This is a genomic window from Alteromonas profundi (genome assembly GCF_010500865.1).
Lineage (GTDB): Bacteria > Pseudomonadota > Gammaproteobacteria > Enterobacterales > Alteromonadaceae > Alteromonas > Alteromonas profundi.
In genome coordinates, this window is the sequence record NZ_JAAAWN010000024.1 from 1 (window position 1) to 25,967 (window position 25,967).

At 45.6% G+C, this 25,967-nt stretch carries 19 protein-coding genes; 12 read left to right on the forward strand and 7 right to left on the reverse strand.

What is annotated here, in order from left to right:
• Nucleotides 1-674 precede the first annotated feature (674 nt).
• Nucleotides 675-1,508, forward strand: coding sequence for a class II glutamine amidotransferase (locus GTH32_RS15220; RefSeq protein WP_163087315.1), 834 nt, complete (start codon nt 675-677; stop codon nt 1,506-1,508).
• Between the two features lie 39 nt (nt 1,509-1,547).
• Here the strand turns inward: GTH32_RS15220 and GTH32_RS15225 are convergent, their stop codons facing one another.
• Nucleotides 1,548-2,591 carry a LysR family transcriptional regulator gene (locus GTH32_RS15225; RefSeq protein ID WP_163087317.1) on the reverse strand — a complete coding sequence of 348 codons (1,044 nt, stop codon included), beginning with the start codon at nt 2,589-2,591 and terminating at the stop codon, nt 1,548-1,550.
• A gap of 174 nt (nt 2,592-2,765) precedes the next feature.
• Between GTH32_RS15225 and GTH32_RS15230 the strand changes: the two genes are divergently transcribed.
• Nucleotides 2,766-3,281: a lactoylglutathione lyase family protein gene (locus GTH32_RS15230; RefSeq protein WP_015068113.1), complete on the forward strand. Its 516-nt coding sequence runs from the start codon at nt 2,766-2,768 to the stop codon at nt 3,279-3,281.
• A gap of 148 nt (nt 3,282-3,429) precedes the next feature.
• Here the strand turns inward: GTH32_RS15230 and GTH32_RS15235 are convergent, their stop codons facing one another.
• From GTH32_RS15235 to GTH32_RS15250, 4 genes are read right to left on the reverse strand one after another with little or no spacing between them, the layout of a single operon-like run.
• Nucleotides 3,430-4,071 carry an MBL fold metallo-hydrolase gene (locus GTH32_RS15235; RefSeq protein ID WP_163087319.1) on the reverse strand — a complete coding sequence of 214 codons (642 nt, stop codon included), beginning with the start codon at nt 4,069-4,071 and terminating at the stop codon, nt 3,430-3,432.
• A 3-nt stretch (nt 4,072-4,074) separates the two neighbouring features.
• Nucleotides 4,075-5,382, reverse strand: a complete 1,308-nt coding sequence (locus tag GTH32_RS15240) for an APC family permease (protein ID WP_163087321.1) — start codon at nt 5,380-5,382, stop codon at nt 4,075-4,077.
• A 19-nt stretch (nt 5,383-5,401) separates the two neighbouring features.
• Entirely contained in the window at nt 5,402-7,078 is a 1,677-nt protein-coding gene (locus tag GTH32_RS15245) for an amidohydrolase (protein WP_425482376.1), read from the reverse strand.
• Nucleotides 7,079-7,080: 2 nt separating this feature from the next.
• Nucleotides 7,081-8,094: a serine/threonine dehydratase gene (locus GTH32_RS15250; protein WP_163087323.1), complete on the reverse strand. Its 1,014-nt coding sequence runs from the start codon at nt 8,092-8,094 to the stop codon at nt 7,081-7,083.
• Nucleotides 8,095-8,224: 130 nt separating this feature from the next.
• Here GTH32_RS15250 and GTH32_RS15255 point away from each other — a divergent pair, with 130 nt between their 5' ends.
• Together GTH32_RS15255 and GTH32_RS15260 are read left to right on the forward strand one after the other, a co-directional pair.
• Nucleotides 8,225-11,173, forward strand: coding sequence for a putative bifunctional diguanylate cyclase/phosphodiesterase (locus tag GTH32_RS15255; RefSeq protein WP_163087325.1), 2,949 nt, complete (start codon nt 8,225-8,227; stop codon nt 11,171-11,173).
• A gap of 9 nt (nt 11,174-11,182) precedes the next feature.
• On the forward strand, nt 11,183-11,557 hold the full coding sequence (locus GTH32_RS15260; protein ID WP_163087327.1) for a PH domain-containing protein: 375 nt from the start codon (nt 11,183-11,185) through the stop codon (nt 11,555-11,557).
• A 124-nt stretch (nt 11,558-11,681) separates the two neighbouring features.
• Here GTH32_RS15260 and GTH32_RS15265 read toward each other — a convergent pair whose 3' ends face one another.
• Entirely contained in the window at nt 11,682-13,880 is a 2,199-nt protein-coding gene (locus GTH32_RS15265) for a S9 family peptidase (protein WP_163087329.1), read from the reverse strand.
• Between the two features lie 71 nt (nt 13,881-13,951).
• On the opposite strand from GTH32_RS15265, the gene GTH32_RS15270 reads away from it, so the two are divergent.
• The 8 genes from GTH32_RS15270 to GTH32_RS15305 all read left to right on the forward strand — a co-directional run bounded on the left by GTH32_RS15270 (nt 13,952) and on the right by GTH32_RS15305 (nt 24,505).
• Nucleotides 13,952-14,572, forward strand: a complete 621-nt coding sequence (locus GTH32_RS15270; RefSeq protein WP_163087331.1) for an NAD(P)H-binding protein — start codon at nt 13,952-13,954, stop codon at nt 14,570-14,572.
• A gap of 91 nt (nt 14,573-14,663) precedes the next feature.
• Nucleotides 14,664-15,377: a tRNA1(Val) (adenine(37)-N6)-methyltransferase gene (locus tag GTH32_RS15275; protein ID WP_163087333.1), complete on the forward strand. Its 714-nt coding sequence runs from the start codon at nt 14,664-14,666 to the stop codon at nt 15,375-15,377.
• Between the two features lie 19 nt (nt 15,378-15,396).
• Nucleotides 15,397-15,900 carry a YgjV family protein gene (locus GTH32_RS15280; RefSeq protein ID WP_163087335.1) on the forward strand — a complete coding sequence of 168 codons (504 nt, stop codon included), beginning with the start codon at nt 15,397-15,399 and terminating at the stop codon, nt 15,898-15,900.
• A gap of 195 nt (nt 15,901-16,095) precedes the next feature.
• Nucleotides 16,096-16,599, forward strand: a complete 504-nt coding sequence (locus tag GTH32_RS15285) for a hypothetical protein (RefSeq protein ID WP_163087337.1) — start codon at nt 16,096-16,098, stop codon at nt 16,597-16,599.
• Nucleotides 16,577-18,796 (forward strand): UDP-forming cellulose synthase catalytic subunit, encoded by a 2,220-nt coding sequence (bcsA, locus tag GTH32_RS15290; RefSeq protein ID WP_163087339.1) that lies wholly within the window; start codon nt 16,577-16,579, stop codon nt 18,794-18,796. The genes GTH32_RS15285 and bcsA overlap by 23 nt, the downstream gene beginning before the upstream one ends.
• Complete coding sequence (locus tag GTH32_RS15295; protein ID WP_163087341.1) at nt 18,796-21,069, forward strand: cellulose biosynthesis cyclic di-GMP-binding regulatory protein BcsB; 2,274 nt, start codon at nt 18,796-18,798, stop codon at nt 21,067-21,069. Before bcsA ends, GTH32_RS15295 begins: the two co-directional genes overlap by 1 nt.
• Complete coding sequence (locus GTH32_RS15300; protein WP_246223285.1) at nt 21,063-22,139, forward strand: family 8 glycosyl hydrolase; 1,077 nt, start codon at nt 21,063-21,065, stop codon at nt 22,137-22,139. The genes GTH32_RS15295 and GTH32_RS15300 overlap by 7 nt, the downstream gene beginning before the upstream one ends.
• The gene (locus GTH32_RS15305; protein WP_163087343.1) at nt 22,136-24,505 is read left to right on the forward strand and encodes a cellulose synthase subunit BcsC-related outer membrane protein; all 2,370 of its coding nucleotides are present in this window, start codon (nt 22,136-22,138) and stop codon (nt 24,503-24,505) included. The genes GTH32_RS15300 and GTH32_RS15305 overlap by 4 nt, the downstream gene beginning before the upstream one ends.
• On the opposite strand, the gene GTH32_RS15310 is transcribed toward GTH32_RS15305, so the two are convergent.
• The gene (locus GTH32_RS15310; protein WP_163087345.1) at nt 24,485-25,807 is read right to left on the reverse strand and encodes a choice-of-anchor A family protein; all 1,323 of its coding nucleotides are present in this window, start codon (nt 25,805-25,807) and stop codon (nt 24,485-24,487) included. The genes GTH32_RS15305 and GTH32_RS15310 overlap by 21 nt on opposite strands.
• Nucleotides 25,808-25,967: the final 160 nt, after the last annotated feature.

Consider the following 25,967-nt stretch of genomic DNA (forward strand, 5'->3'; position numbering starts at 1 on the left):
TAGTGTTAATCCCTCGACCTATGCTGGTTACGGTTGCAGCGCTTCCATTAAGCAGGCTTTTGACGCACGCCGTTACCGCATCCCGACGAGCTTTATGCATTTTTAAGCTGACAAGCGATACGACTTTGTTCACAATAGATAGGGCATTCATGGCGTTTAACCTTCACTTTTTTTTGGCGAAAGATCTGATCACCAAACGTCATGAATGTTCCCATCTTTTTTATCTCACTGATTTCGCTATATTATTTGTGGGGATACCTCAGGGTCAGAGTACATTAATACGAGTACACAAATACCTAATACTAAACCTTCGACCTCTACTCAAGTCGGGCGCTACGCTCCCACTAAGCAAGCTTTTTACATAGGCATTCACTGCTTTCTGACGAGTTTTATGCATTTTATAGCTGACAAGCGATACAATAGTGTTCACAATAGATAGGGCATTCATGGCGTTTAACCTTCACTTTTTTTTGGCGAAAGATCTGATCACCAAACGTCATGAATGTTCCTATCTTTTTTTATCTCACTGATATCGTTATATTATTTGTGGGGATACCTCAGGGTCAGAGTACTTTTTGCAAAATTAACTCTGACCCCATTATTGATTCAATCTTCGACCTTGCGTATTCTCATTCCAATTGTGTTTGAGAATAACTCTAAAGGTAATAAACGCTGTGTGTGAACTGTTAGGCATGAGTGCCAATACGCCTACCGATCTGTGTTTTAGTTTTACTGGGCTCACTCGCCGGGGAGGTGAGACTGGGCCTCATAAAGATGGGTGGGGCGTAGCGTTTTATGAAGGTAAGGGCGTGCGTATGTTTCACGACCCCGAGCCGTGTGCAACATCACCTATTGCCGATTTTGTCTCAAAATTACCGATAAAAAGTAAAAATGCTATTTGCCACATACGCCAAGCGAACGTGGGCAATATCAATTTAGCCAATACGCACCCTTTTGCTAGAGAATTATGGGGCAGCTATTGGGTATTTGCCCACAATGGTCAGTTACCTAATTTTACTCGTAGAACGGGTATCTATGAGGCCGTGGGTGATACCGATAGCGAAGAGTTGTTTTGCGACATTATGAACAATGTAAGAGAAAATTTGCCACGTGATGCTATGCCTGAACAGCTCGCTGAAACCTTGGTGGGGTTAGCTAAAGAATACGCGCAGCAAGGTGTGTTTAATTGTTTGTTGAGTAACGGCGACTGGCTATTCACGTTTTGCAGCACTAAGCTTGCCAGCATTACCCGAAGAGCGCCTTTTGGCCCCGCGTGCCTTAGCGATGTAGAAGTAGAAATTGACTTCGCCGCTGAAACCACGCCAAAAGATGTGGTAAGCATTATTGCCACTGAGCCACTAACTAATGACGAACAGTGGGATATCTATGACCGAGGCGAATGGAAGCTATGGCAAGAAGGCGAGGTGATTGCGACGGGTAAAGTGGATGTGCCTGAACATAAAAGGGAAGCCGAGTTAGTTGCGCCGGATCCATCCCTTCATGGGTAGTTTTTCTGCTACTTCTTAATGGAAGTATGTATTGGGGCGTTAGGTTTTTACTCTGACCCCATTATTTGCGAGCACTTCTCCAATCACTTTTTTAACTATCTGATAGCGAGCTGGTAGCGCACTATGTGGGGTTTGAACGCTGTACAAGGGCTCGGTAACATCGTTTTTAGCTTGATATACGATGAGTTTGTGGGCAAAGCTGACAAAGTTTAGGCTACTGGTAGGGAGTACGGTAAAACCCAATCCTTCGCTTACCGGCAGTAATATTTGCGAAAGCTGATTGATGTAACCGGTGTGTTGAAGCTTATTTGGATTAATGCTGGCAAGGTCAGCTTCACCGCAATCGTTAAAGTAGCGCTGCACATAGTGCATGGCATCTGGGTGATTAATAAGCCCTAATGCCGTGACAACGTTTTTGATAGAGCCCTCAGCGTTTTGAAGACCACCGTCAGCGCTTTGAAGACCACCGTCAGTGCCCAATAGATCACCTTCAGCACTCTGTGGAACTCTTTTAATATCAAGTGCAGCGCTTTTTGCGTTATCCGAAGTTGCAAGGTCTAAACCGAGCAGCGCGCGAGGTAGAATAAGCCCCAGCGGCTCTTCGCCTAAATATTCGCTTTGCACATCTTCTGTGTCTGGCATGTTGGTGACAATACCAAGCTCAAGGGTATTGTTGGCAATACCTGACAAAATCGTTCTGCGGGGCGCTACTTCAACGTGAATATTAAGTGCACTATGCTGTTTTTGAAGGCTAAGTAGCGCAGGGTAAATACGCTGCGCAATTGCGCCAGAACACGCCACTACGCATTTTCCTTCATACGGCGCGTCGAACTTTAAGCTAGCAATAAAATCTTGCTCTTGGGCTTGCTGACTTTTTGCGTAGTGATAAACGCGCTGGCCTTGTTCGGTAAGCTGAATGCCTTTGCCTAACCTAATCACTAACTCACAATTGCAAACATCTTCTAGCTTTTTTAAGTGCTGGCTCACCCCGGGTTGCGTCATAAAGCGCTGTTCCGCCGTACGCGTAAAATTTCCTGTTTCCACCAAGGTGATAAAGGTATCTAGCCAAATTGGATTAATCATAGGGCTATAATTTTAAATTATCATATCGAGAAGTAATGATAATTTCATGTTTTATGTTTGTCTAGCTACTATGTGTCCACGTTCACTTAAGCGCGCTATCACTTGCCGTAAGACCGCTGAGATAAACCGTGCGTTTAAGCCATTTTGAATACTTGCACTACAAAGGAGTAAGTGATGACTGAAGCAGTAAAAACACCGTATCCACGTACGTTTTCACACATTGGTATTTCAGTACCCGATTTGGAAGCCGCAGTTAAGTTCTACACCGAAGTGCTTGGCTGGTACCTTATTATGAAGCCAACCGAAATAGTAGAAGACGACTCTGCTATTGGTGAAATGTGTACCGATGTCTTTGGCGCAGGCTGGGGCAAGTTCCGTATTGCGCACCTTTCAACGGGTGACCGTGTAGGCGTTGAAATCTTTGAGTTTAGCAATCAGGAAAACCCAGAAAACAACTTTGAATACTGGAAAACCGGTATTTTTCACTTTTGTGTTCAAGATCCTGATGTTGAAGGTTTGGCCGAGAAAATTGTTGCCGCTGGTGGTAAAAAACGCATGAAAGCGCCACGTTACTACTACCCAGGTGAAAAACCTTACCGCATGATTTACATGGAAGACCCGTTTGGCAACATCCTTGAAATTTATAGCCACAGCTATGAATTACACTACGCAAGCGGTGCTTACGAATAAGCGTGTGGTAGTTGAGCTAGCGTAATTTGAGTTACCCCTTGTGGTTAACAAAGGCAGTTAGCGATTAAATACCGACTAAATACCAAAAAGGCGAGGGCGCTTCTACAAGCGTACTTCGCCTTTTTAATACGTACTCACTACATCTGCGTTACCCGAACTGCCCAGAAACATATGGGTTTGTGGCTTTCTCTTTGGCTATGGTGGTCGTTGGGCCGTGGCCGGGATAAATGGTCATATCATCGGGTAACACCATTATTTTCTGCTTAATTGAATCGATAAGCTGCTGGTGATTTCCTTGCGGAAAATCGGTGCGGCCAATAGAGCCTGCAAAAATGACATCTCCCACAATAACCTTCTTGCTTGCGCGCTCTACTAATACAACATGGCCCGGTGTGTGCCCAGGGCAGTGCAGAACGTTTAGCGTTAAGGTTCCAACTGAAAGGGTATCGTTATCGTTTAGCCACGCGTTAGGAGCAAAAGGCTGTGCCGGTGGAAACCCAAACATTTGGCTTTGCTGCATTAAGGCATCTAACCAAAACTTATCACCCACATGCGGCCCTACAATAGGTACATTGTAATGTTCGGCAATAGCAACCGTGCCGCCCACATGATCTAAGTGACCATGAGTTAAAATGATCTTCTCTATATTGACGCCTTTGCTCGAAGCCGCGCTTATCAGCTTTTCAATGTCGCCACCAGGGTCAACAAAAGCCCCTAGCATAGTAGATGAGTCCCAAATTAATGAGCAGTTTTGAGCAAACGGGGTAACGGGTATAACTTGAATTTCCACTTTCTAACCTTTTGAAGCGTTGTTGTGTAGGACGACATAAAGCAGTGCGCCAATGACGAGTTCGCCCACTAAAAATAACCATGCATGGGTTGAAGATTGTGTAACAGACCACGCGCATACCGCAAGCGCTAAAAAAGGCAGCAAGCGCTTAATAAGGTTAACCGGAAGCGTTAACTGATTTTGCGCTTTAATGAGCACCAACACACACATTGCGTACACCACCAACCTTGCCAGAACACTTGCAATGGCCAGCCATACGAAACTTCCACTTAGCGCCATAATGCCGGCGAAAATACCCAATACCACTATGGAGATGTAAGGTGTAGCAAACGTTTTGTGTACTTTGCCTAACCATGGCTTGCCTAGTGTGCCTGGAATGAGCGACTGATGCGCCATAGAAAACGTTAACCGAGAGGTAGAAATCATATTGGCGAGCAAGTTACCTGCAACAGACACCACCGCGGTTAGCGTCATAACAAGCGCCCCGGTTTGACCAAAAATCATATCGGCAAGCGCAATTAGCGGCGCACTATCGGGTTTTGCTGCGCCTACCGTATGCCAATATAACCACTGTACGCAAAAGTAAAACAGTGCAATACCTGCCACGGTTAACATAAGTGCCCGAGGTATAGTTTTTTTCGGTGAGTTCGTCTCTCCACTGGTTACCACCACAGTTTCAAACCCTATAAAGGCGTAAAGCGTAAGTAGGGCGCCAGCAGAAATGGTATCAAACGCCGGTAGCGTGTTGGACATTGATGAGTCAGCCACGCGGCTAAAATCTAACTGCCAATAGCCTATACCGATAAGAGCGGCAAAGGGCAAAAGCTTTAACACCGAGATAGTGTCTAGTGCCCGCATCGCCGCTTTTAACCCCACAATATTCACCAAGATTAGCGTTGTTGTTAGTGCAATGATGGCTAAAGACTTACCTATCCCCGCGTTTAGCTCAGGCCAAACATATCCAGCGTAAAGTAACAGCACGTGCATATTGGCCGCAATAGCGGTGGCGCGGGCTAAATAGTAAATAAAGCCAGTTTGAAACGCGGCGGCGTCGCCAAAGCCTTTGCGGGCATAAATCACTGGCCCGCCGGTTTCTTGATACAAAACTACTAGCTGGCCAAAGCACCACACCACAGCAAGTATCAGGGCGCCAAAAATCAAAAAGATGTAAGGGCTGAACCCACCTAATTCGGCGGCCATTTTGGCTGGCAGGGCAAAAATTCCCGCTCCAATAAGGCCGTTTAGCACTAATAAGGCGGCTCCTACACCGCCAATACCTTTGCTTAAAAGGCCTTTGTTTGAACTGCTCATTTACACATTACACTCGCGGTTATTGGGCAAATACTTGCTTGCCTGCCACATACGTAGCCTGCACTTTGGTTTTCCAAATGTCCTTCGCATCAATGGTGAAGATATCTTGGTCCACTAAGATAAAGTCGGCCCATTTTCCTGGCGTTAGCGTCCCTAGTGTGTCTTCCATATGCCCCGCGTATGCCGCATCTAACGTAAAGCCTTTAAACGCTTGTTCAACGGTTAGGGCTTCGTGAGCATACCAACCTTTTACTGGCTGGTTGTTTCTGTCTTGGCGTGTTACAGCCGCATGAAGACCGTAAAAGGGGTTGGCTAACTCTACCGGAAAGTCAGAACCTAGTGGCAGCGCAATGCCTGAATCTAACAACGTTTTCCACGCATAGGCGCCTTTCATACGTTCTTTGCCTATGCGATCTTCGGCCATGTTCTTATCGCTGGTGGCATGCGTTGGTTGCATAGACGGTAGCACTTTTAACTTGGCAAAGCGGGCCAGGTCATCGGGTGCAATTACTTGCGCATGCTCAATACGATGACGGAGTTCGCTGCCGCCAATGTTGTCAAAGGTAGTTTCAAATTCATTGAGCGCTACGTGGTTCGCTTTATCGCCAATGGCGTGATAGTTAAGTTGAAAACCTGCGCCTATAACGGTAGTGAAAAGCTGCGTCATGTCTTCAGGTTGAGTCAGTAGTAAACCATGCTGGTGCGGAGCATCGGAATAAGGCGCAAGAAGCGCTGCACCACGGCTACCTAGTGCGCCATCGCCATAAGCTTTAACCGAGCGAATATACAAAAAGTCGTCTTCATCGCGAATAGGTCCGTTACCCAACATGGTTGAAAGCTCGTTATCTGTTGCGCTTATCATAGCGTAAATACGTACCGGTAAATCTCCCTCAACGGCCTCTTTTAAATAGAAGTCATAAACCTCTCTGCCTACGCCGGCATCGTGCATTGACGTAATACCATTAGCAAGTAAGTGCTCACCCGCAGCGTCGAGCTGTTGTGCATATATGGCGTTACTGGCTTTAGGTAAATGCGCTTCTATTAATAAAGATGCGTTATCAATGAACACGCCTGTAGGGTTGCCGTTAGCGTCTTTGATAATTTCACCGCCAACGGGAGATTGAGTATCTTTAGTAATGCCTGCTAGTTCCATGGCTTTGGTATTCACCCATGCCGCGTGACCGTCTACCCGAGTAAGAAAAACGGGGCGATCGGATACGACTTTGTCTAAGTCTGCGGCGGCTGGAAAGGCCCTGTCAGACCATAATTCCTGGTTCCATCCCCGTCCTGTAATCCAGTCTTGTTGTGCATTGGCAAAAGCGTAGTCGGCCACCATTTTAGCGGCATCTTGGGCGCTGCTGCTTTCTCGCAAATTCACTTCAAGTAAGTTTGCGCCTAAGCCTAACAAGTGACCGTGTGCGTCTATCAACCCTGGCAGCATTACTTTGCCTTCGCCGTTTATTGTGGCATCAATTGAGTAGTTATTTTCATCAACGTTTAGGGCCACAATCTTGCCTTCGTCAAACACAAGGTTGCTAAATTTTACCAGCTTGCCCCCTTCATTTAAGGTGTACCCGGTGACGTTCTTTACTAAGGTTGTAGCGGTGACTGAGCCAATGGATAGGCCTGTTGCAGCAATGCAGGCCATAGCCAAGGACAAGCGAGTAAATAGGGTTTTAACTGTCGTTATTTTCATGGTTATTCTTCTTCTGTAGAAATAATAGGGGGCTGAAGTAAAAAGTCTCTTTCCCATATTTTTGCCATCGATGCTTGGCTAATATTGCCGCCTGACAATATGACCAATGCAGTTTGACCTGGCGTGGTGTTTGCCGCCCACGCAGCCACTGCCGCCATCGACATAGCGCAGGTAGGTTCAATATGCAGTTTTAGTAAATGTTGTAGCCATTGGGTCCAATAAGCTATTTGCAGTTCATCCACTTCGTAGAAGTCATCGAGTTGTTGCAAAAGAGGAAAGGTTACTTCGCCAATACTTGGCGTAGCTGCACCATCTGCTAGGGTTTCTGGCGGGTGTTCTAAGGAAACTATCTCGCCGGATTGTAAAGACATAGAGGCATCGTTTGCTTCCGCGGGTTCTGCACCAATAACCAATGCGTTAGGTTGTAGTTCACGCGTAGCAATAAGCGACCCTGATAATAGGCCGCCCCCGCCACAGGGGGCAAATACCGCATCTACATTGCCTATTTCTTGTAATGCCTCTAATGCCACCGTGCCTTGCCCAGCTACAATATCATCGTGGTTGAACGGCGGTATCCATACTGTATCGGGAGCTTGTGCAGCTTCACGCACGGCCGCATCGGCGTCTGGGCGAGAATCAAATAACTTCACTTCAGCGCCATAACTTTGTGTGGCAGCAGCCTTAATGGGCGATATATTTTTGCTCGCAAAGATAGTGGCTTTAACCCCGAACGCTGCCGCAGCATAGGCAACAGCTTGTGCGTGGTTACCTGAACTATTTGCCACAACATGCTTAGGCAGTCGGCCTTGTTCGTTAAGCTTTGCTATAAAATTCATTGCGCCACGTAATTTAAATGCACCCACGGTTTGCAAGCATTCTGCTTTAAACAAAATACGTTGGCCCATCCATTTGTTTAAAAGCCTAGACTCCATAACTGGCGTATGTTTTACATGGTTTTTTATGCGTGCTGCAGCGGCTGCTATGGCGGCATAGTTTACAGAAGAATTTTGTGTCATTTTAATTTGCTAACGCATCGTGTTGTTTTTCTATTGTTATCTACCCTAGCATCTATCTGGCATCACGAAAATTCATAATTAATTCATAATAGTCCATTAGGCTTGTCGCTCATCGAGCAGAGAAGTCGTCATGCAAATAAGAGTTACCCACCGAGTTTACGGTTTACCTATCGCATTATTTATATTCTTGGCGATATTTTTCGTTTCAGCAGGGATTTATCTCGAGAACGAAGAAAAAAGCGCCCGAATTTCGAAAGCATCGTCGGTAGCTGAACAGGTAAGGATCAGTTTGGAGGTGTTCTCAAGTGAGCGAATTCAGGCAATAAATAACCTTATGCGAACATGGCCTACTTTCGAGCCTAACCAAATAGATTGGTTTAACGCGCAAGCAGTATCGCTAATGGGCATGCAAAAAGGCTTTAGTGGGCTTATCTTTATTGATGAAAACGGAGTAATACAGTGGGCGGCTACTCCTTCAGAAGTTAGTAGCGCGCGGCTGTCCACCGAATTAATTGGTCAGCCCATGGATGCCACGGGGTTATCCATTCCGGCTATTTCAGAACAGTTTACCAGTACGCTTATCTATTCTGTACCCACCCAACACCACCACATATTGCTTGGTAGAGCGATTAGCCCTCAGGAACCCAGTCATGGGTATGTTATTGCGGGCTTTGATGTGCAAACCATTTTATCGGTAATGTTGGGCCAGTTGGTTGGGCCCCAGTTTAACTTCGAGTTAGCCAGCGGCGAAAACATATTGTTTAAAAGTGGCGACTTTAAGCATGATGGTAGTGTGGTTTCCACCAAAGATTTTTGGTTTATTGATCAATTGTTCTCATTGTCCATGCAATCGCAAACGACTATGTACCAGCCAGGGAAGCTGATTATCCTTATCGGGCTGTTTATGTCAGCCTTGGTGAGCTGGGTTTTCCATAAGCAATTAAAAGGCGCATTGCATTTGTCATTAAGTGAACAGCGCTATCTCACTGCCAGTGAGGCGGCTTTGGATGCCATGCTTATTTACCAACCCCACGGGAATAACTATCGCTTGGTTGAGGCCAATCGATACAGTCGTTTCTTATTTAAAGGGGCGTGGGAGAAACTAAGCGCAATGAGTTTAAAAGGGCAATTGGCTTTTTTAGGGTTGCAGATTGAGTATGACAAGGTGAAGCAGGTGGCAGTAAGTGGCCAGCCCTATGAAGGGTATTTCGCCATTGAAAGTACCAAAGTTGCACCACAATGGGTAAAGGTGCAGGTAGTAAAAGCGGGGGCGAACATCGCGTTAACCGTTCGCGATGTAACTGAAAGGTTCAATGCCCAACGGGAGCTAAAGCAAAGCGAAGAGCGTTATAAACGCCTAGTAGATGGTCTGCACCGTCATTTTGTGTATACCAAAACGGCTACACATAAATTTATTTACGTGAGTGCGGGTATCAATACCATATTAGGTTATTCGGCCGAGTATTTCTGTGCCAATGAGTCGAGTTTGGTAAAGCAAGTGCCAGATGAGACGCTGGGTATTAGAAACACCATTTTACGGGGCCAGAAGCCAGAACCTTATCTTGTGCACTATGTAGGGGGCGCGGGTAAAGAACATGTTCTTGAGTTTTCTGATACCCCCATCTTAGATGAGAACGGTCATATCATTGCAGTAGAAGGTATTGCTCGAGATGTGACTAAAGAGCAAGCTTTACAGGCGGAGGTTGTGTTTCAAGCCAATCATGATCAGCTGACAGGCCTACTTAATAGGTATGCTTTTGATAACCAACTGCGCGCCATATTAAGCGAGCGCGACTGTGCTCACCATAACGCGACTGAGTCTACAAATGTCACCCCTATAGGGGCAACAGTTGCTATTGAAAAGCACACAAGTGTGATGTGTTTCATTGACATGGATAGATTTAAATTAGTCAACGACAGCTGCGGGCACCCGGCAGGCGATAAGTTACTAAAAGAAATTTCTACCTTGTTTCGCCAACATGTTAATGACAACGATCTGCTAGCCCGAATTGGCGGCGATGAATTTTGTATTATTTATCGAGCAGAAACCTTATCGAGAGTAAAGGCTAAGTTAGATCGGCTACTAAAGGCTATTTCAGGTTATCGCTTTGTCTATGACGATAAACTATTTTTTGTGGGCGCAAGTATTGGCGTTATTGAAATAGGTGCGCGCTCAGTAAGCGCCGCAGAGCTTATAAAGGCAGCTGATAACGCATGTTATCGGGCCAAGCATTTAGGGCGAAATCGCTACTTTATTGTCCATCCCAACGATGAATATATGGGCATAAACAATAACGAAAATGACGTACTACACACCTTACATCGCGCATTACAAGACGATGGTTTTGAGCTTTATAGTCAAGCTATATTGCCGCTAAATGTCCCATCGGCCTCGTCACAACAGCACTATGAAATATTACTTCGTTTAACGGCCAGTGACGGAAGCTTAATTAGTCCCAATCTATTTATCCCTTTAGCTGAGCGGCACGGTTTAATGAATAAAGTAGATATGTGGGTAGTGGACAACACCCTTAGGGTGTTAGAGACGAACCCTGCGCATTTGGATAGCGTAGGCAAGGTGGCGATAAACCTTTCGGGAATTACGCTGGGAGATGAAACCACACTGTTGGCCATAACTCAGCGGATACAGAATACCTGTGTACCTGCTGAGAAAATTTGTTTTGAAATAACCGAAACCACAGCGGTAACCAATTTAAACGCAGCAAAGCATTTTATATCTACCCTTCGGGCCTTAGGTTGCAGTTTTGCTTTGGACGATTTCGGGGCGGGTATGTCTTCATTTACTTACCTAAAAAACCTTGATGTGGACTACGTTAAAATTGACGGTTCTTTTGTGCGAAACATTGCTCACGATCACATTGACCATGCTACAGTTAAAGCGATAAATAATATTGCGCATAGTATGGGCAAGCAAACTGTTGCAGAGTTTGTTGTAAATTCTGCCACCGCTGAGGTTCTCAAACAGCTTGGTGTTAACTTTGGCCAAGGGTTTGCTTTAGATAAACCAAAGCCTTTAGCGCACCGTGTTCAATGGCGTTTGAAACAAGCGTCGGTTTAGGAGATAAAAATGGGGTTATTCGATACATTGTTAGGCAACGCCAGCGAAACCAGCGCAGAAGCCGTTAACGAAGAGCTTATGCCTATATTGGCGGCTAACGAAACCGTGACAGCTGCGTTTAAGCTAGTAAGAGACCTAAGTGTTTTCACCAATAAACGTTTGATACTTATTGATAAGCAAGGTTTAACCGGGCGTAAAGTGAATTATCATTCCATCCCTTACAAGTCGATTACACAGTTCATTGTTGAAACGGCGGGTCACTTCGATACAGATGCAGAGTTAAAAATTTGGTTGTCGGGCAAAGCCGATGCTATCGAAATAGAGCTAAGTGCATCTTCGGCACAAGCGGTACAGCAAAATTTAGCAAATCAACTTTTTGCCTAAACCCGGTGGGGCTTACCGCCCACTAAAACGAGGTTAATGCAGTTGTCATTAATGAAAAGGCACCGCCAAAACGCTGGCGGTGCCTTTTTTATCAGTTATGTTTTCGATTAACTGAAAGGACGATTTATTTCAGTGTACGATCGAAGAAATTAGTAATGGTATTGTACAAGTGAATACCGGTTTGTTTGCCACGTATACTGTGCTTTTTACCCACATAGTCCATGGTTTCAAACGGAATGGCTAAATCCTGTAAATGCTTATATAGCATGGTGGAGTGAGTGAACAATACGTTGTCATCTGCCATCCCGTGGTAAATTAACAAATCGCCTTTGAGGTCTTTTGCGTATGGGAAGACCGATGATGCTGTATATGCATCATCATCTGTATTGGGGTTGCCCATATAACGCTCAGTATAGTGAGTGTCATATAAACGCCAGTCGGTTACCGGTGCACCCGATACCCCAGCAGCAAAGTAATCACCCGCTTTAAACATACTCATTAGTGTCATATAGCCGCCATAACTATGGCCATGAACACCAATACGCTCAGCATCTACATAAGGAAGGGTACGGAGGAACTCTACACCCGCTATCTGATCTTCTACTTCAATAAAGCCCATTTTCTTATAAATTGGATCCTCAAACGCTTTGCCGCGATAGTTAGAACCACGATTGTCTAAGGTGAATACAACATAACCTTTGTCCACCCAATGCTGCATTAGTAGGCCCCGGTTACCTGCCCAGCTATTGGTAACGACTTGGGCATGAGGGCCGCCATATAGGTACACAATAACAGGGTGTTTTTCTTCAAGGTTATCGGGCTTATAAATGCGATAGTTGAGGGTAGCGCCATCTTTGGTTTCAATTTCGCCAAATTCAGGGGCTGTCCAACTATCCATATAGGTGTAAAGGGGGTGGCCTTGCTCAACCTTGTTTTCTTCAAGCCACGTAATTCTTTTGCCTGAAGCGTCATTTAAACTTACTTGAGCCGGTGAATTTACGGTGGAAAAACGGTCGATAAAGATAGAGGCATCGCCGCTAAAGGTAGCGCTGTGGTAGGCACCGAGTTCTGTTATACGCGCAATGTCTGTACCATCAAGGGAAATAGAATATACGTGACTTTCAAGTGGCGTATCTTTACGTCCAGAGAAGTAAAGACGATTGTTCTTTGTGTCTATCGCTTCAACACTATCAACAACCCAATCGCCTTGGGTAAGTTGTTTAACTAGGCTGCCATCATTGTTGAAGAGGTATAAGTGTTTGAAGCCGTCTCGTTCTGACGCCCAAATAAATTGGTCACGATCGGCCAGAAAATAAAGGTCGTCGTGTAGGTTTACCCAGGTATCACTGGTTTCTTGTAACAACACACGTTGCTTTTTATTGGCCACATTAAAGGCGCGTAGTTCAAGGGTTTGTTGGTCGCGGGTTTGCCACTGATAAGTAAACGTTTTGCTATCTGGCATCCAGGCGCCACGGGCCAGGTAAATATCTTTATTTTCACCTAAGTCTACCCACTCGCGCTGCTGGCTCTCAATATTCTGGATCGCTAATTCAACCTGAACATTTGGCGTGCCTGCTTTGGGGTACTTCTGCTCGATAAGCTTAATTTCGTCCGCGTAAATTTCTGAACGGGTAATCACGTCTACGGGGGTTTCATCTACTTTGGTAAAGGCAATGTGACTTTCATCGGGCGACCACCAGTAGCCTGTCATCCTTCCCATTTCTTCTTGCGCTACAAATTCGGCCATACCGAATTTGATATTACCGCCGCCTTCGGTAGTGATCGCGGTTTCTTCGCCACTCTTAATGTTTTTAACGTAAAGGTTTTGCTCGCGAATAAACGAGATATAATTGCCCTTGGGCGATAGTTTTATATCTGTTTCAAAGGTATCGGTATCAAGCAATTGCTTGGCACCTTTTTCACCTAATTTATGGTAATAGACGTCGCCACCAAGAGGGAAAAGCAAGGCTGTTCCATCATCGGACCATTGGTAACTTACAATACCGCTACCCGATAAACGCATACGCTCGCGGCGTGCTTTTTCTTCATCAGAGAGCACTTCATCACCGCTTTGTAAATCGTTTGAATCGAACAGCAAACGAGTTTTGCCGCTCTCAATATGGTATTCCCATAAATCTAGGCGTTCGTAGTCGGTTTGCTTTCCTTTAAGAAAAGTAACCCGTTCGCCATCAGGCGAAACTTGTAGCGCCCTTGGGGCGTTTCCATCTAGGGAAGGTGAAGAGAATATTCGCTCAATAGTGAGCGTTTCAGCGTGTAAAACTGTAGAGAGCATAGCGGCTCCAATTAAAAGGGCTTTTTTCATTATTTTCTGCATATTTTAACTGTCGAAGGGTTGATTGTAGAGAATCTATTAGATGATACAAGGTGCGAAGTATGAAATCAGCAATGGTGCTGGGAGCGACAGGTCTGGTTGGGCGAGCGTTAGTAAACTTATTATTACAAGACCCGCGCTATCAAGAAATTACGTGTTTAGTGCGAAAACCTTTAGCCCGCCACCAATATAACGACCCGCACAACAAGCTAAAACCTGTGGTTATCGACTTTAACGCGTTGCAGGATTATCAAGGGTATTTTAGCGTTAACCATGTGTATTGCTGTTTAGGAACTACGTTAAAACGAGCGGGTTCTAAAGCCGCTTTTAGACGGGTAGATTTTGAATACGTTCATATAGCTGCGCAACTTACCCGCGCGCAACGGGCGGATAGCTTCGTATGGATATCTTCGGTAGGGGCAAATGCCAATAGCCGCAGTTTCTATTTACGGGTAAAAGGCGAGTTGGAAAATGCCATTATGCGCATGTCGCAGTTACCTTATGCCTCAGCAGTAAGGCCTTCTTTGCTGCTTGGCAAGCGCGACGATGCGCGAACATTAGAAGATATAGCGAAAAAAACGGCACCTGTGTGGCAAGCGCTTATGAAAGGCCCGCTTAAAAAATACCGTCCTGTCCACGCTACAGACGTAGCGAGGAATATGCTGGCGTTGCAACGTTGGTAATAAGTACGAAGGCGTGGCGCTGCGCGTTCCTTTTGCCTAGCCAGATGTGAAGACCCATAGTGTGCAATGCAATAATTAGAAGATATTAACAATGTTTAAGTGTAAGCAGTTTACGGTGAAACAAGGCAATTGTGCCATGAAGGTTAACACCGATAGCTTAATATTAGGAAGCTGGGCAGATGTAACTGACGGGGCGCGCGTGTTAGATATCGGCACGGGGACGGGGGTTTTAGCCCTAATGATGGCTCAAAAAACAGATACCTCAGCGCACATAAACGCTATTGATATCGACACGGGAGCGGTAGAGCAAGCGAAGGAAAACGTACATGCTTCCCCGTGGCCCCATAAAGTAACCGTGTTTCACTGTGACATCAGTAAACATATTAGTAACGGCTATGACGTTATCATTACTAACCCACCTTATTTTGCAGAGCAAAATAAGCGCAGCGCTGCCTATGATGCGCAATCACACACGCGTAAACAGGCCCGTCAATTTTTGTCACTTTCTCCAGAGGCTTTATTTAACGCCGTGGCCAAAAACTTATCATCTACGGGGCGCTGCTACTGTTTATATCCTGCTGTGCAGGAAAATGAAACCAGGCGTATCGCATTAGCGTATGGACTACATGTTCAGCGGATTTTGCGGGTTAAACACGAGGCCACGGTAGCGCCTTATGTGAATGCTTATTGCTTTGCATCTACGTCGGCAATCGAAACAGAAGAAACCCTTATCATAAGAGCAGAAGACGGACGCTATTCGGCGCAATACCAACGGTTGTGCCGGGCATTTTATTTGAATTTTTAATCACAAGGTTTGTGTAACTATGATAGTGGCTGAAGCGTTTGGTGCGTTGGCGGTAATACTTAATTTTATTGGTTACCGACAGAATAATGTCGATAGGTATCTGCTTATCTCCGCCTTTGGGTTAGCCGCACTTAGCGCGCACTTTTTTATGTTAGATGCTATGGCGGCAGGAGTAGGTACGTCATTAGCAAGCCTGCGTAACTTTATTGCATTGAAAAATCGAAATCGATTTATCTTGTTTTTGTTTGTGGCAGCTAACATAGGGTTTCTTATTTATGAATGGTTTGTATTAAACCATGGGGCAATTATTTTTATTGCTTATGCTTCCTCTCTTATTTTTACCGTGGGTTCAATTGTATTGCGTAGTGCGGGCAAAATACGCCGCTACTTTTTATTGGCAGAGCTACTCGGGCTTATTTACGCAGTATCAGTAGGCAGTATTTTTGGCACCGTATTTAACATCAGTAATTTAATCAGCATATTGTCTAAAATTCATGCTGAAAAGCACACTCAAAAGGCCTAGATTGGTTCAACTTTAGTCTACATTTGATTTCAATAATCACTTTTGAATCAAGTGCTTATAGAGAGTGTTAGGCGAAAGTTTAATTTTCCCCTCAAAGATCCCGCGTATACTTTGTCATCAGTAAGTATGAGTTTAGCGATTTTTCCTCAGGGTAAGCAAAAGTAAGCTTACGCTGTACTGTTGGGGAGGACCTATATGCCGAACGTAGTAGAGTTAAATCAATTCAACACCGTTGTTGAACCTGCACATGACGCGTGCGAATTTCGCAATCCTTCTTTGGTAGATACGCATACTCGTGTACAAACCGAGCAGTTGTGGCAAAAACGTCTGCGCATGTTTGTTCGTGCCGAACGAGCACTGTTGAAAATGAATCGCTTAAGTAAACTTACCGGGGTGTTTACCGTTGCTAGTACGGGAACGCTACTTTTTTCATTATACATGGCGCCCACGTTACCGCCTTCGGTATTTTTCGCTCTGTTCGTAACAATGGCTTTTGGTGTTATTACTTACCCCGCTTGGTTATTGGTTGGCAATGATAGTCGCAAAAGACGAGATTCAATCTCTAAAATGTTCTATCTAAGCAATCATGAACTTGATATTGAAGGGGATAAGGTGACATTAATCAACCGCGCGAACTATGCCTACGTGACCCATGTCCACGTTACGGACAGCCACCTTGGACAGTTCTCGCGCAGATAAACACTATACTAGTCAATATTTGGCTATTCTTCTTATTGCTGCAGCACTTCTTGGCCTTTTGCTGTTAGCGCCGATGGACGCAGCGGGCCAATTGGTAACCTCTACTGTAGTGCTGGTTATAATTTCTCTATGTAGTCGAGAAGCTACACACACACAGCGCTATCAATCTTTGTTTAAAACCTTTGCCCTTGTATTGGGCGTGGCTTTAACGTTTCGCTATTTATTATGGCGCGGTATATATACACTAACCGCTACAGATTTTCTCTCGCTGGTGGCCGTTTGGTTGCTCTTTGCGGCAGAAATTTATGCGGGTATTACTTCTGTACTCGGGTGTATTGTGAACGCCTTTCCGTTAACTCGGCCCCCTTTGCTACTTAGTGAAATGGAGGTAGACCGTGTTCCTACTGTAGATGTCATGATACCCAGCTACAATGAATCGCAGGATATTCTTGAAATCACTATCCGCGCCGCAAAACTACTCGACTACCCTAAAGATAAGGTCTCCATCCATTTATTAGATGACGGTGGAACGGATCAAAAAATTAATCAAGCAGATAAAGCTGGGGCGGCTAGAGCCATTGCGCGTAGGGAAAGTTTGCAGCGTTTATGTCAACGTCTCGGTGCCACCTACCATACCCGTGAAAAGAACCTAAATGCGAAAGCCGGTAATGTGAATAGCGCGATTGAAAACACCCATGGTGAGCTTATCGTTATCCTTGACGCAGATCACGTGCCTACCAGTGATTTTCTTGCGCGTACCGTGCCTTGGATGATTAAAAGAAAGAAGGTCTTTCTTGTTCAAACCCCTCACTTTATGGCAAATCCAGACCCCGTAGAACGAAACTACTTTTCTGCCTTTACCCGTATGCCGTCAGAAAACGATATGTTTTATGGCACCATTCAAAAAGGGCTCGACTATTGGTCTAGTTCCTTTTTTTGCGGGTCAGCGGCGTTAATGCGCCGTGAACATTTAGCGTTAGTTGGCGGAATCTCGGGCGAGTCTATTACTGAAGATGCTGAGACCGCGTTAGATTTGCATAAGATGGGCTATGAATCTGTATATGTAGATCGCCCAATGGTGAGTGGCTTAGCCCCTGAAACCTTCGATGCTTTTATTCAACAGCGTATGCGTTGGGCGCAAGGTATGACCCAAATATTACTGCTTAAGAAACCCTATAAAGCTGAAGGGCTAAAGTGGTATCAGCGGGTGGGATACATGAGTTCTATCATGTTTTGGCTATTTCCCTTTGCCCGCATTGTGTTTCTTCTTATGCCGTTGGCATACCTGGTTTTTGGTTTGCAGGTATACCACGCCTCCCTTCTTGAAATTTTAGCATTCACGCTTCCCCACGTTATTGCTACCTATATGCTCTCAACCATGCTATTTGGGCGAACGCGATGGCCTTTGGTTTCAGAGCTATATGAAATATTGCAATGTGCCTTTACGTTAAATGCCTTGATAAAAGTATTCCTCAAGCCGAGAGCGCCTTCGTTTGTGGTTACGCCAAAAGGCGAAAGCTTAGATAAAGCCTTTGTTTCTCCTTTATCGAAGGTGTTTTATTGGTTAATTGCGGTGCTCACCTTTGCCACCTTAGCGGGTGTGTACAAGTACATCAACCAACCCCTCACCCGCGAATTAACCATTGTTGTCATGTTGTGGAATACCTTTAACTTACTCTTGCTACTTAGCGTTATGGGGGTGTTATTGGAGCGCAAACAGCTACGCAACCAATCGCGTTTACCAGCCACCGATAACGTAGTGATTGAAACAAAAGAGGGGCACGCTTGGGTGGGGCAACTTATCGATTTGTCGGTGGGAGGCGCGCGGCTGCGTTTGAAGGGCGACGGCATAGAAATTCCGTCTAATGTCGTATTAACTTCTTGGTGTGAAGCGATAAAATCTACTGTGAACCTGAACGTGCAAATACTTAATTTTGATACTGAAAGTAAAGAGTTGCGGGTTAAGTTTACGCCGGTCACAGAGCAGGAGCACGCTGATGTTGTTGCCTATAGCCTATGTGATAGTCGTCGTTGGCAGTCATTTCAACGCCGCCGGACGCGCCCCATTTCTTATTGGTATGGCGTAAAGCACGTATTGAAAGTAGGTATAAAACCTACCTTCATTCATCTATCGGTGAGCTTGCAGCACGGTTTTCAAAAATTGAAGACCTATTGGCAAGTCGCTAAGGAAAAGTAATGTATAAAACCCTGTTTCTGTTATGTCTGTCTTTTTTTTCTTTTGGCATTAGCGCTGAATCCCATACTTATCGTCTCACCAACTTCTATGGCGGCGACGGCGTAGTACGTATGCAAGGGAAGTCCAATAGTTTCGATATTGCAATTCCGCTCACTTCCATACATTCGGTAACCTCTTCATCGGTTACCCTTGAGGTTACCAGCTCTCAAGCGCTGATTAAGCGGCGTTCGCAGCTCTTCGTTCGTTTTAACAATGCCACAATTGGTCAAATAGCGTTTGATCCTACCCGGCCTAGCCTAACCTCGCGCATTGTTATCCCTGCAGCCCTATGGCGTGCAGGTTTTAATCGGCTAACCCTCGCAGTGAGCCAACATTATGCAGAGCAGTGCGTAGATGGCAACGCGCCTGAGTTATGGAGCGAGGTAAACGTTTATAATTCAAGCCTAAGCGTTGACACTAAGCTTGGTGTAGACGAAGTGACTCTGGCACATTTAGCCGGCTTTTTTAACCCGGGTATTGGCGGGCAACGCAATGTAAATGTGTTCACAGCGGCAGATACGCAGCGTCAGTTGCAGGAAAAAACCTTACCTCTTGTTGCGCAGGGTTTAGCGCTTCGCAACCAATATCAGCCACTCTCTATTCGTCACAACGTGCTGCCCGATGGTAACGTATTGCCTGAGATACAATCGGCAAAAGAAACGTTTTGGAATGAGACCCAGGTGGATAATTATGAGCACTCTGCTTGGTATCTAAAGGGGGCGGATACCGATGAGGTTCATGTGGTGGTAGGCACAGTAGAAGAGCTAGCACTTATTTTATCCGATGATGTTATTAACGAAATAGATGGTGCTTATGTAAAGGTAGAGCGTTCGTCGCGATTTATGGCAAATAATAAAACTCTGGTGGCTCCCGCATACCGCCTTATTGTAAGTGGCAATACACACGATGAAGTATATCAGGCCGCGAAAGCCCTTGCCGTGATGGACGATGTACTAAGTCCAGTTTCAAGTATCCGTGTGCTATCGCAAACGCAGGTACAGGCTGAACGTCTTCAGCGTATGCGCGTACTTACGCCAGGTGAACAATATAGTTTCGAAGCCCTTGGGGTGGCCAGTGAACGCTTTACCGATGAGGGCGATTTTTCTAAGCGCATAACCTTTCGATTGCCAGCTGATTTTTACGTACCCGAAAATGCCAGTGTAGCCCTGCTGCTTGATTTCAGTTATGGCGCCGGCACTGGGCCAGGCTCTATTATGAACATTAGCGTTAACGATGAATTAGTTCATGGGCTTTATTTTGGCGATCAAAACGGCGAAGCCTTTAGAGATTATCAATTGCGGATCCCGGCGCGTTTTTTCAAAGGTGGCATCAACAATGTGGACATTAGTGCCACCATGCGAGCCCCTTTAGCAGGCGTACCTTGCGATGATGTGTTTGGGTCTCATTTAGTATTTCAAGTAAATAACTCTTCTAGCATTACCCTACCCAAGGCGGGGCATGTAGCAGTGCAACCTGATTTAGGCCTATTTAGTGAAACAGGGTACCCCTTTGCACGGTACGCAAGCGCACCAAAAGGAAGTATTTTTATTCCTTCTAACGAATATTTAGACAGCGCGCTCACGTTATCGGGTAAGTTAGCTCAAGTAGCGCAATCACCCTTATTAAACTTAGCAATTATTGACGCGCTATCGAGTAAAAATGAGGGGGCTCTTATTGTTTTGGGCTCACCCGCAACCCTTGATGATATTGAGCAGGATAGTTTTGCCGCGGCTGTGGGCAACGTAAAACGTTGGCCTTACCGATTACAGAATGAATTGCACAATCAAGTAAGAGAATTAACCGGCGATGAGTCATACCGCCAAATGCGGGTAACCGGTGCCACAGTGCAGCAAAGTGACTTAGGTGAGCAAGCCATTTTACTGGCCCAGCGCCATCCGAATAGCCATGCATCTGACACCATGTTCATTATTGCCGCGCAAACGCCAGAATACTTATTTGCGCGAGTGAATGACCTGATAAGCTTATCGATGTGGGGGCAATTAGCGGGCGACTTTTTTGTTTGGAACGATGGGTTGAAACCCCAGCTCGTCATGCAAGTTAATGAAAAGTTCGAGCTTGGGGAAGCCAATAGCTACTGGCTAACTTTACGCCTTTGGTTATCAAATAATCCCTGGTATTGGTTAGTATCATTCTTGTTGCTTGTATTGCTTGTAAGTTTATTGATTTATCTTTTGCTGAAGCGAAGAAACCAACAAATAGAAGATTCATGGTAATTGTGGTGACGCAAAAACGTGAGATGAAATGGCCAAGGTTATGGCTGCTAACGGTGCTGGTATGCGTTTTGTCTTCATGCACCAGGCATGAGAACACCGCGTTTAACAATGCCTACCAAGGGTATAAAGCGTTGTTTATCGACGCTGGACGGGTTGTGGATACAGGTAACCAAAACGTATCTCACAGCGAGAGCCAAGGCTATGGCATGCTCTTTTCTGTGGTAGCGGGAGACCAACAAACCTTTGATAGTATTTGGCAATGGACTCAGGCCACATTGCAGCGCAAAGATAAGCTGTTTTCTTGGCGCTATGTTCCCTGCGAAAGCGCGGATAAGAACTGTATTGATGATGACAATAATGCCTCTGACGGTGATTTACTGATTGCATGGGCGTTGTTGCGTGCCGCAGCAAAATGGGATGAGCCTCGATACCAAGACGAGGCCACAAATATTATCAAAGCTGTTGAGACGTCGCTTTTTTATCAAAGCGGAGACTACCATCTACTACTGCCCGGCGAGTTTGGTTTTATACACCAAGGTGAAGAGAAACAAGCCCAAGATACAGTGCAGATAAATCTGTCTTACTGGGTTTTCCCTGCTATCAATGCCCTAGCTAAAGCGTCCAATCAACCGAAGCGTTGGCAGCAATTGTTCGACAGCGGTGTGTCGTTAATTAATCGTGCCCGTTTTGGCGCCCACCAGCTGCCGCCAGATTGGCTAGGTATTAAGGGGGAAACCTTTACTTTCGAACACACGCTTTCGCAAGATTACGGTTTTAACGCATGTCGTATTCCGCTTCACTTGGCGTGGGCAGGGGTAAATGCACCTAACGTTTATTCCGCGTTTCTTAGTTGGTGGAAACAGGGCAGTGTACCTGCCACGGTTAATGTGGTTACAGGCGAAGCGGCTGACTATGAAATGAGTGCGGGGATGAAAACTGTTGCTGATACTGTTGCATACCTGATTAATCAACAAGCGGTTTCGTTTAATCAGATAAACCGCCACACGGATTATTATTCGGCGAGCTTAATTATGCTGTCGCGAGTAGCTGTTATGGATACGACGATATGAGCTATAGGCCCCATAATTATCTATTTAGTTGCTTGCTAGCAAGCGGTTTTTTTGCTGCCAATACGCTAATAAACACCCCTGCATTTGCGCAAGTCACTACCACGTATAAGTCTTCTGATGAACACCCTAACCCCATCGAGCAAGCCGACCCCGATGTTACTGGTTTGTGGTATCACATTAACCAGCAGCAAACGGCGTTAGCCAACCAAGAAGCCGCACGTTTACGGCGCAACTATCCCTATTGGGCCATGTCGGTTGAACTTAAAGAGGCGTTAGAGAAGCTTAATATCCCTTCTACAGCGCGCGCTAACCCGGTAGTAAAACCAGCGAAAGATGCACCATTAGTGCGTTTCTCGTCGTGGTCTAACAGTAAAAGGGCAGGCATTAGCGATAGTGCATTTTCCCGCCTATCCCAATTGGCAGATACTTTGGCCCGCAGCGATTATCACCTATTAATGGGGTGGAGTGCCCTAGAGCGAAAGCAGCTTAGCCGTGCTGAGAACCATTTTAAACACGCCGAGTACACCGCTAGCAACCGAAACGAGCAACAGGCGGCGCAAGCGGGTTTAACTGCACTTAAGCAAGTTCGTGTTGATCAAGCTATAGCCCGTAATGATATTCCGACGATCCGCCAATGGTTAGAGGAAGATAATAGCGCACAAGTACGCACCTTAGTCGAAGGCCAAGGCTGGAAAGATTATGAAAGCGACAATTTTACACACGCCCAGCAATGGTTTGCTTTGGCGGGGAATAAAGAGGGGCTATGGTTAAGTTTACAGCGTCAAGGCGATGAACACGCTGCTGGAGTGTTTGCCTGCGGGCTAAGCAATACAGAGGTTTTTCTAAAACGCTGTGCAGATTATTACGCTTCACAGCAAGCAAGCCTGTTTCAGCAAGGGAAGCTTGAAAACAGTATTCAAACGGCATTGGCGCTTAAGCAAATTAGACCTTTAAAAGAAGGGGAGCTGGCGCTACTAGGGTGGGCTGCAAGTGACGCTGGTCAAGATGCGCTTGCGATTGATGTATTTTCCAAGGTACTGAGAGCAACCCCGAACAATGAAGACGTTGCCGGACAACTTATCCGTTTATATCAGCGTAATCAGCGCTCGCTAGCACCCTTAATACGAACGAATAGCCAAGTTCGCGCATTAGTTAGTAAGATGCACGGCGCTAAAGCTTGGCCACGAAAACAGTTTATGTACAGCTACTTTTCCGGCGACCCGCGTTCGACATCAGTGCAGTCAAAGGCGGCCTTTAACATGGTTGCGGGCGTAACTACAAAGCAACGTAGTGGCGAAGTAGGCTTAGGAAATTTCGATATACTAGGCAGTTATATTGGCGTTGGAAGCACCCTTAAGCAATGGCGCTGGCAACTCGCGCTAGATTATCAACAGCTATATAGTGGTGCGCCTGCAAGCAATAGTTGGTTTGCTAGCGAGCAACTTACTACGACGTTTGCAGGCATAACTGGTTTGGAAGATACAGGGATAAGAGGTGAAGTTGAATGGCAAACAAATGGCTTCAATTTTTACGGTAACCTTGCTTATTCGCTTCTTGATCAACCTGAGTCGGCCAGTGTCACCGGCCAGTTTTCAGGTACATGGTATCTATCTAATACTACCCTTGCTACAACCGTTTTTCGACAACCCAAGCAAGATAGCTTGCTAAGTTATGCGGGAACGTTTGATGCTGCGCATGAACAAACATGGGGCTATGTGCTAAGTGAAGGTGCTTCTGCCTTGGTGGCTTACAGCCTAAAACCACAGGTGTCGTTGGCTGGAACGATAAAATGGGAAGAGCTAAAAGGAGAGGGGGTTGATGACAACCAAGGCCTGTTTTTGCGTACAGATATTAGCGTTAATATAGCGCCTTCAGTTTCTCAACAATTAGATTATTGGCGGATAGGCCCTTACGTAAGTTATCTTGGGTATAACAAAAACCTTAGCGGCTTCACCTACGGCCATGGCGGTTATTTCAGCCCCGATTACTTGGTCACAATTGGCGCTTATTCAGAGCTATTAACCCGTGAAGCGCATCAATGGCAAGTTAAGCTAAGCACTACGTTAGGTTTCTCTAAGCTAAAAGAAGATGATAATACGCGTTTTCCATTAGATCCTGATTCTAGCCAAACAGCGCGCCTTGGGCAAAATAAAAGCTCAGGGCTAAGTGGTAATATGATGATTGAGGGGCAATATCGACTATCTGATAACTGGATTGTAGCGGGTTATGTAGGCAAAAGCTTCGCTGTGGAATATCAGGCATTTGAAGCGGGCTTCCAGCTTCGCTGGCGCCCGGGTAAGGGCAATGGGGTTACCAGCGATGAATTATTACGCTCATCGCCGCGCTTATCGGGCTTCGCGCTTTAACCCATTTGGCCTTAATACAAAAAACGCAGCCAATAATACCAGCCATGAAGTAGCGGGCGCAGGTACTTCCACCAAACCAAATCGATAATTATTCACTTGCCCTGTAGGCGCCGTATAGGTATCGCCAGCGTTGTTAGTGAGCAACATTTGCGGCGTACTTAACGAGGCAGCAATCAAATTGCCATCTATTTGACCGTTATAAAAACTGACATCGGCGAAGGGCGCTAATACACTGCCTTTTACGCCTACTGAATGTAAGCTCACATTGCTGGCGTCTAGAAAGTTAAACAGTACATTATTGGTATACGTACCATCGTGACGGTAGTCTATCGCTGGGTTGTTATCTACGTATTGTCCCTCGAACGCAGTATTGTAAAAACCGGTATTAAACAACTCGACGCTGTCGCCAAACACGTTGATGATGTTGTAGCTGGTGGAGGAAAAATCATAGGTGATACTTTTGTTAGCAGAAGATAGTGACGCCGCATCGATAGCAAAAATATTGATATCAGCATCACCGGAGAACACAATCCCATCAATATCACTCGCATCGCAGGTAGTTTTACCCGCACAATAAACCTCAGTCACGCCGTTAACAGCCATACTACCAAAGGCGAGAGATTGCTCGGTGACCTCATTGGCAATGCGAGTAAAGTCGATAGTGGGTTCGTTAAGCGGTGAGTTGGCGGTTGTTATTACAACATTATTTACCGTAGAGTTGGCGTCTAAAGATACCGTCGCTGCTGACAATGACCCACTGGTCACTTGTGAATTGACGAACACCGCGCTATTTTCCACGCTTACGTTACCGCTATTAACACTGCTATCGCGCTGCACTAAATTAGCTGCATTAATATCGCCTTGCAGCACTTCAGAGTTTTCAAGAACCAATGAACCCTGGGAATTGATATTACCTGCCGCCACTTGAGATTCAATAAGACTAACGTTGCCATTCGCGTTAATGCCGCCTTCAAAGGTAACACCTGTAGCACTTAGGTTACCGTTTACCGTGGTTTGGCCGTTGCGTATAGTTCCATTTACGTAGTTAATGTTACCGCCTACATATAGGCTGCTTGTGGATAGGTCAGGGGAAAGAAGTAATCCAACATCGAAGTCTGAAACGTTCAGATTTCCTCCCACGGCTAGCGTTCCTTCTACATCTGATTTGTAGCCGGTGTAGTCACCAAAAATAAAGGCGTTGTAATCGAATGCATCGCTAAGGGGAATTTGTCCTGCCTTGCCAGCAGGTGACAGCGTCAGGGCGGCCGCCATAATGGCAAGTGTACTACACAATGTTTTCATAGAATTGGCTCCAGTCTCATCAGGGTCTGGAACCGTTTCAACATGGCTATCCAGATAAACCTGATGGTACGATCTGACCAGATTTCATGCGACACGACAAGAGATACTTTGGTATAAGAGCCAATACGAAAAAAGCCGCCCAAGGGCGGCTTTTTTATAG

Coding starts and splice junctions, on each gene's coding strand:
- GTH32_RS15225 (WP_163087317.1), bottom strand. CDS start 2,591: ATGATTAATCCAATTTGGCTAGATACCTTTATCACCTTGGTGGAAACA.
- GTH32_RS15230 (WP_015068113.1), top strand. CDS start 2,766: ATGACTGAAGCAGTAAAAACACCGTATCCACGTACGTTTTCACACATT.
- GTH32_RS15240 (WP_163087321.1), bottom strand. CDS start 5,382: ATGAGCAGTTCAAACAAAGGCCTTTTAAGCAAAGGTATTGGCGGTGTA.
- GTH32_RS15245 (WP_425482376.1), bottom strand. CDS start 7,078: ATGAAAATAACGACAGTTAAAACCCTATTTACTCGCTTGTCCTTGGCT.
- GTH32_RS15250 (WP_163087323.1), bottom strand. CDS start 8,094: ATGACACAAAATTCTTCTGTAAACTATGCCGCCATAGCAGCCGCTGCA.
- GTH32_RS15255 (WP_163087325.1), top strand. CDS start 8,225: ATGCAAATAAGAGTTACCCACCGAGTTTACGGTTTACCTATCGCATTA.
- GTH32_RS15260 (WP_163087327.1), top strand. CDS start 11,183: ATGGGGTTATTCGATACATTGTTAGGCAACGCCAGCGAAACCAGCGCA.
- GTH32_RS15265 (WP_163087329.1), bottom strand. CDS start 13,880: ATGAAAAAAGCCCTTTTAATTGGAGCCGCTATGCTCTCTACAGTTTTA.
- GTH32_RS15270 (WP_163087331.1), top strand. CDS start 13,952: ATGAAATCAGCAATGGTGCTGGGAGCGACAGGTCTGGTTGGGCGAGCG.
- GTH32_RS15275 (WP_163087333.1), top strand. CDS start 14,664: ATGTTTAAGTGTAAGCAGTTTACGGTGAAACAAGGCAATTGTGCCATG.
- GTH32_RS15280 (WP_163087335.1), top strand. CDS start 15,397: ATGATAGTGGCTGAAGCGTTTGGTGCGTTGGCGGTAATACTTAATTTT.
- GTH32_RS15285 (WP_163087337.1), top strand. CDS start 16,096: ATGCCGAACGTAGTAGAGTTAAATCAATTCAACACCGTTGTTGAACCT.
- GTH32_RS15295 (WP_163087341.1), top strand. CDS start 18,796: ATGTATAAAACCCTGTTTCTGTTATGTCTGTCTTTTTTTTCTTTTGGC.
- GTH32_RS15300 (WP_246223285.1), top strand. CDS start 21,063: ATGGTAATTGTGGTGACGCAAAAACGTGAGATGAAATGGCCAAGGTTA.
- GTH32_RS15305 (WP_163087343.1), top strand. CDS start 22,136: ATGAGCTATAGGCCCCATAATTATCTATTTAGTTGCTTGCTAGCAAGC.
- GTH32_RS15310 (WP_163087345.1), bottom strand. CDS start 25,807: ATGAAAACATTGTGTAGTACACTTGCCATTATGGCGGCCGCCCTGACG.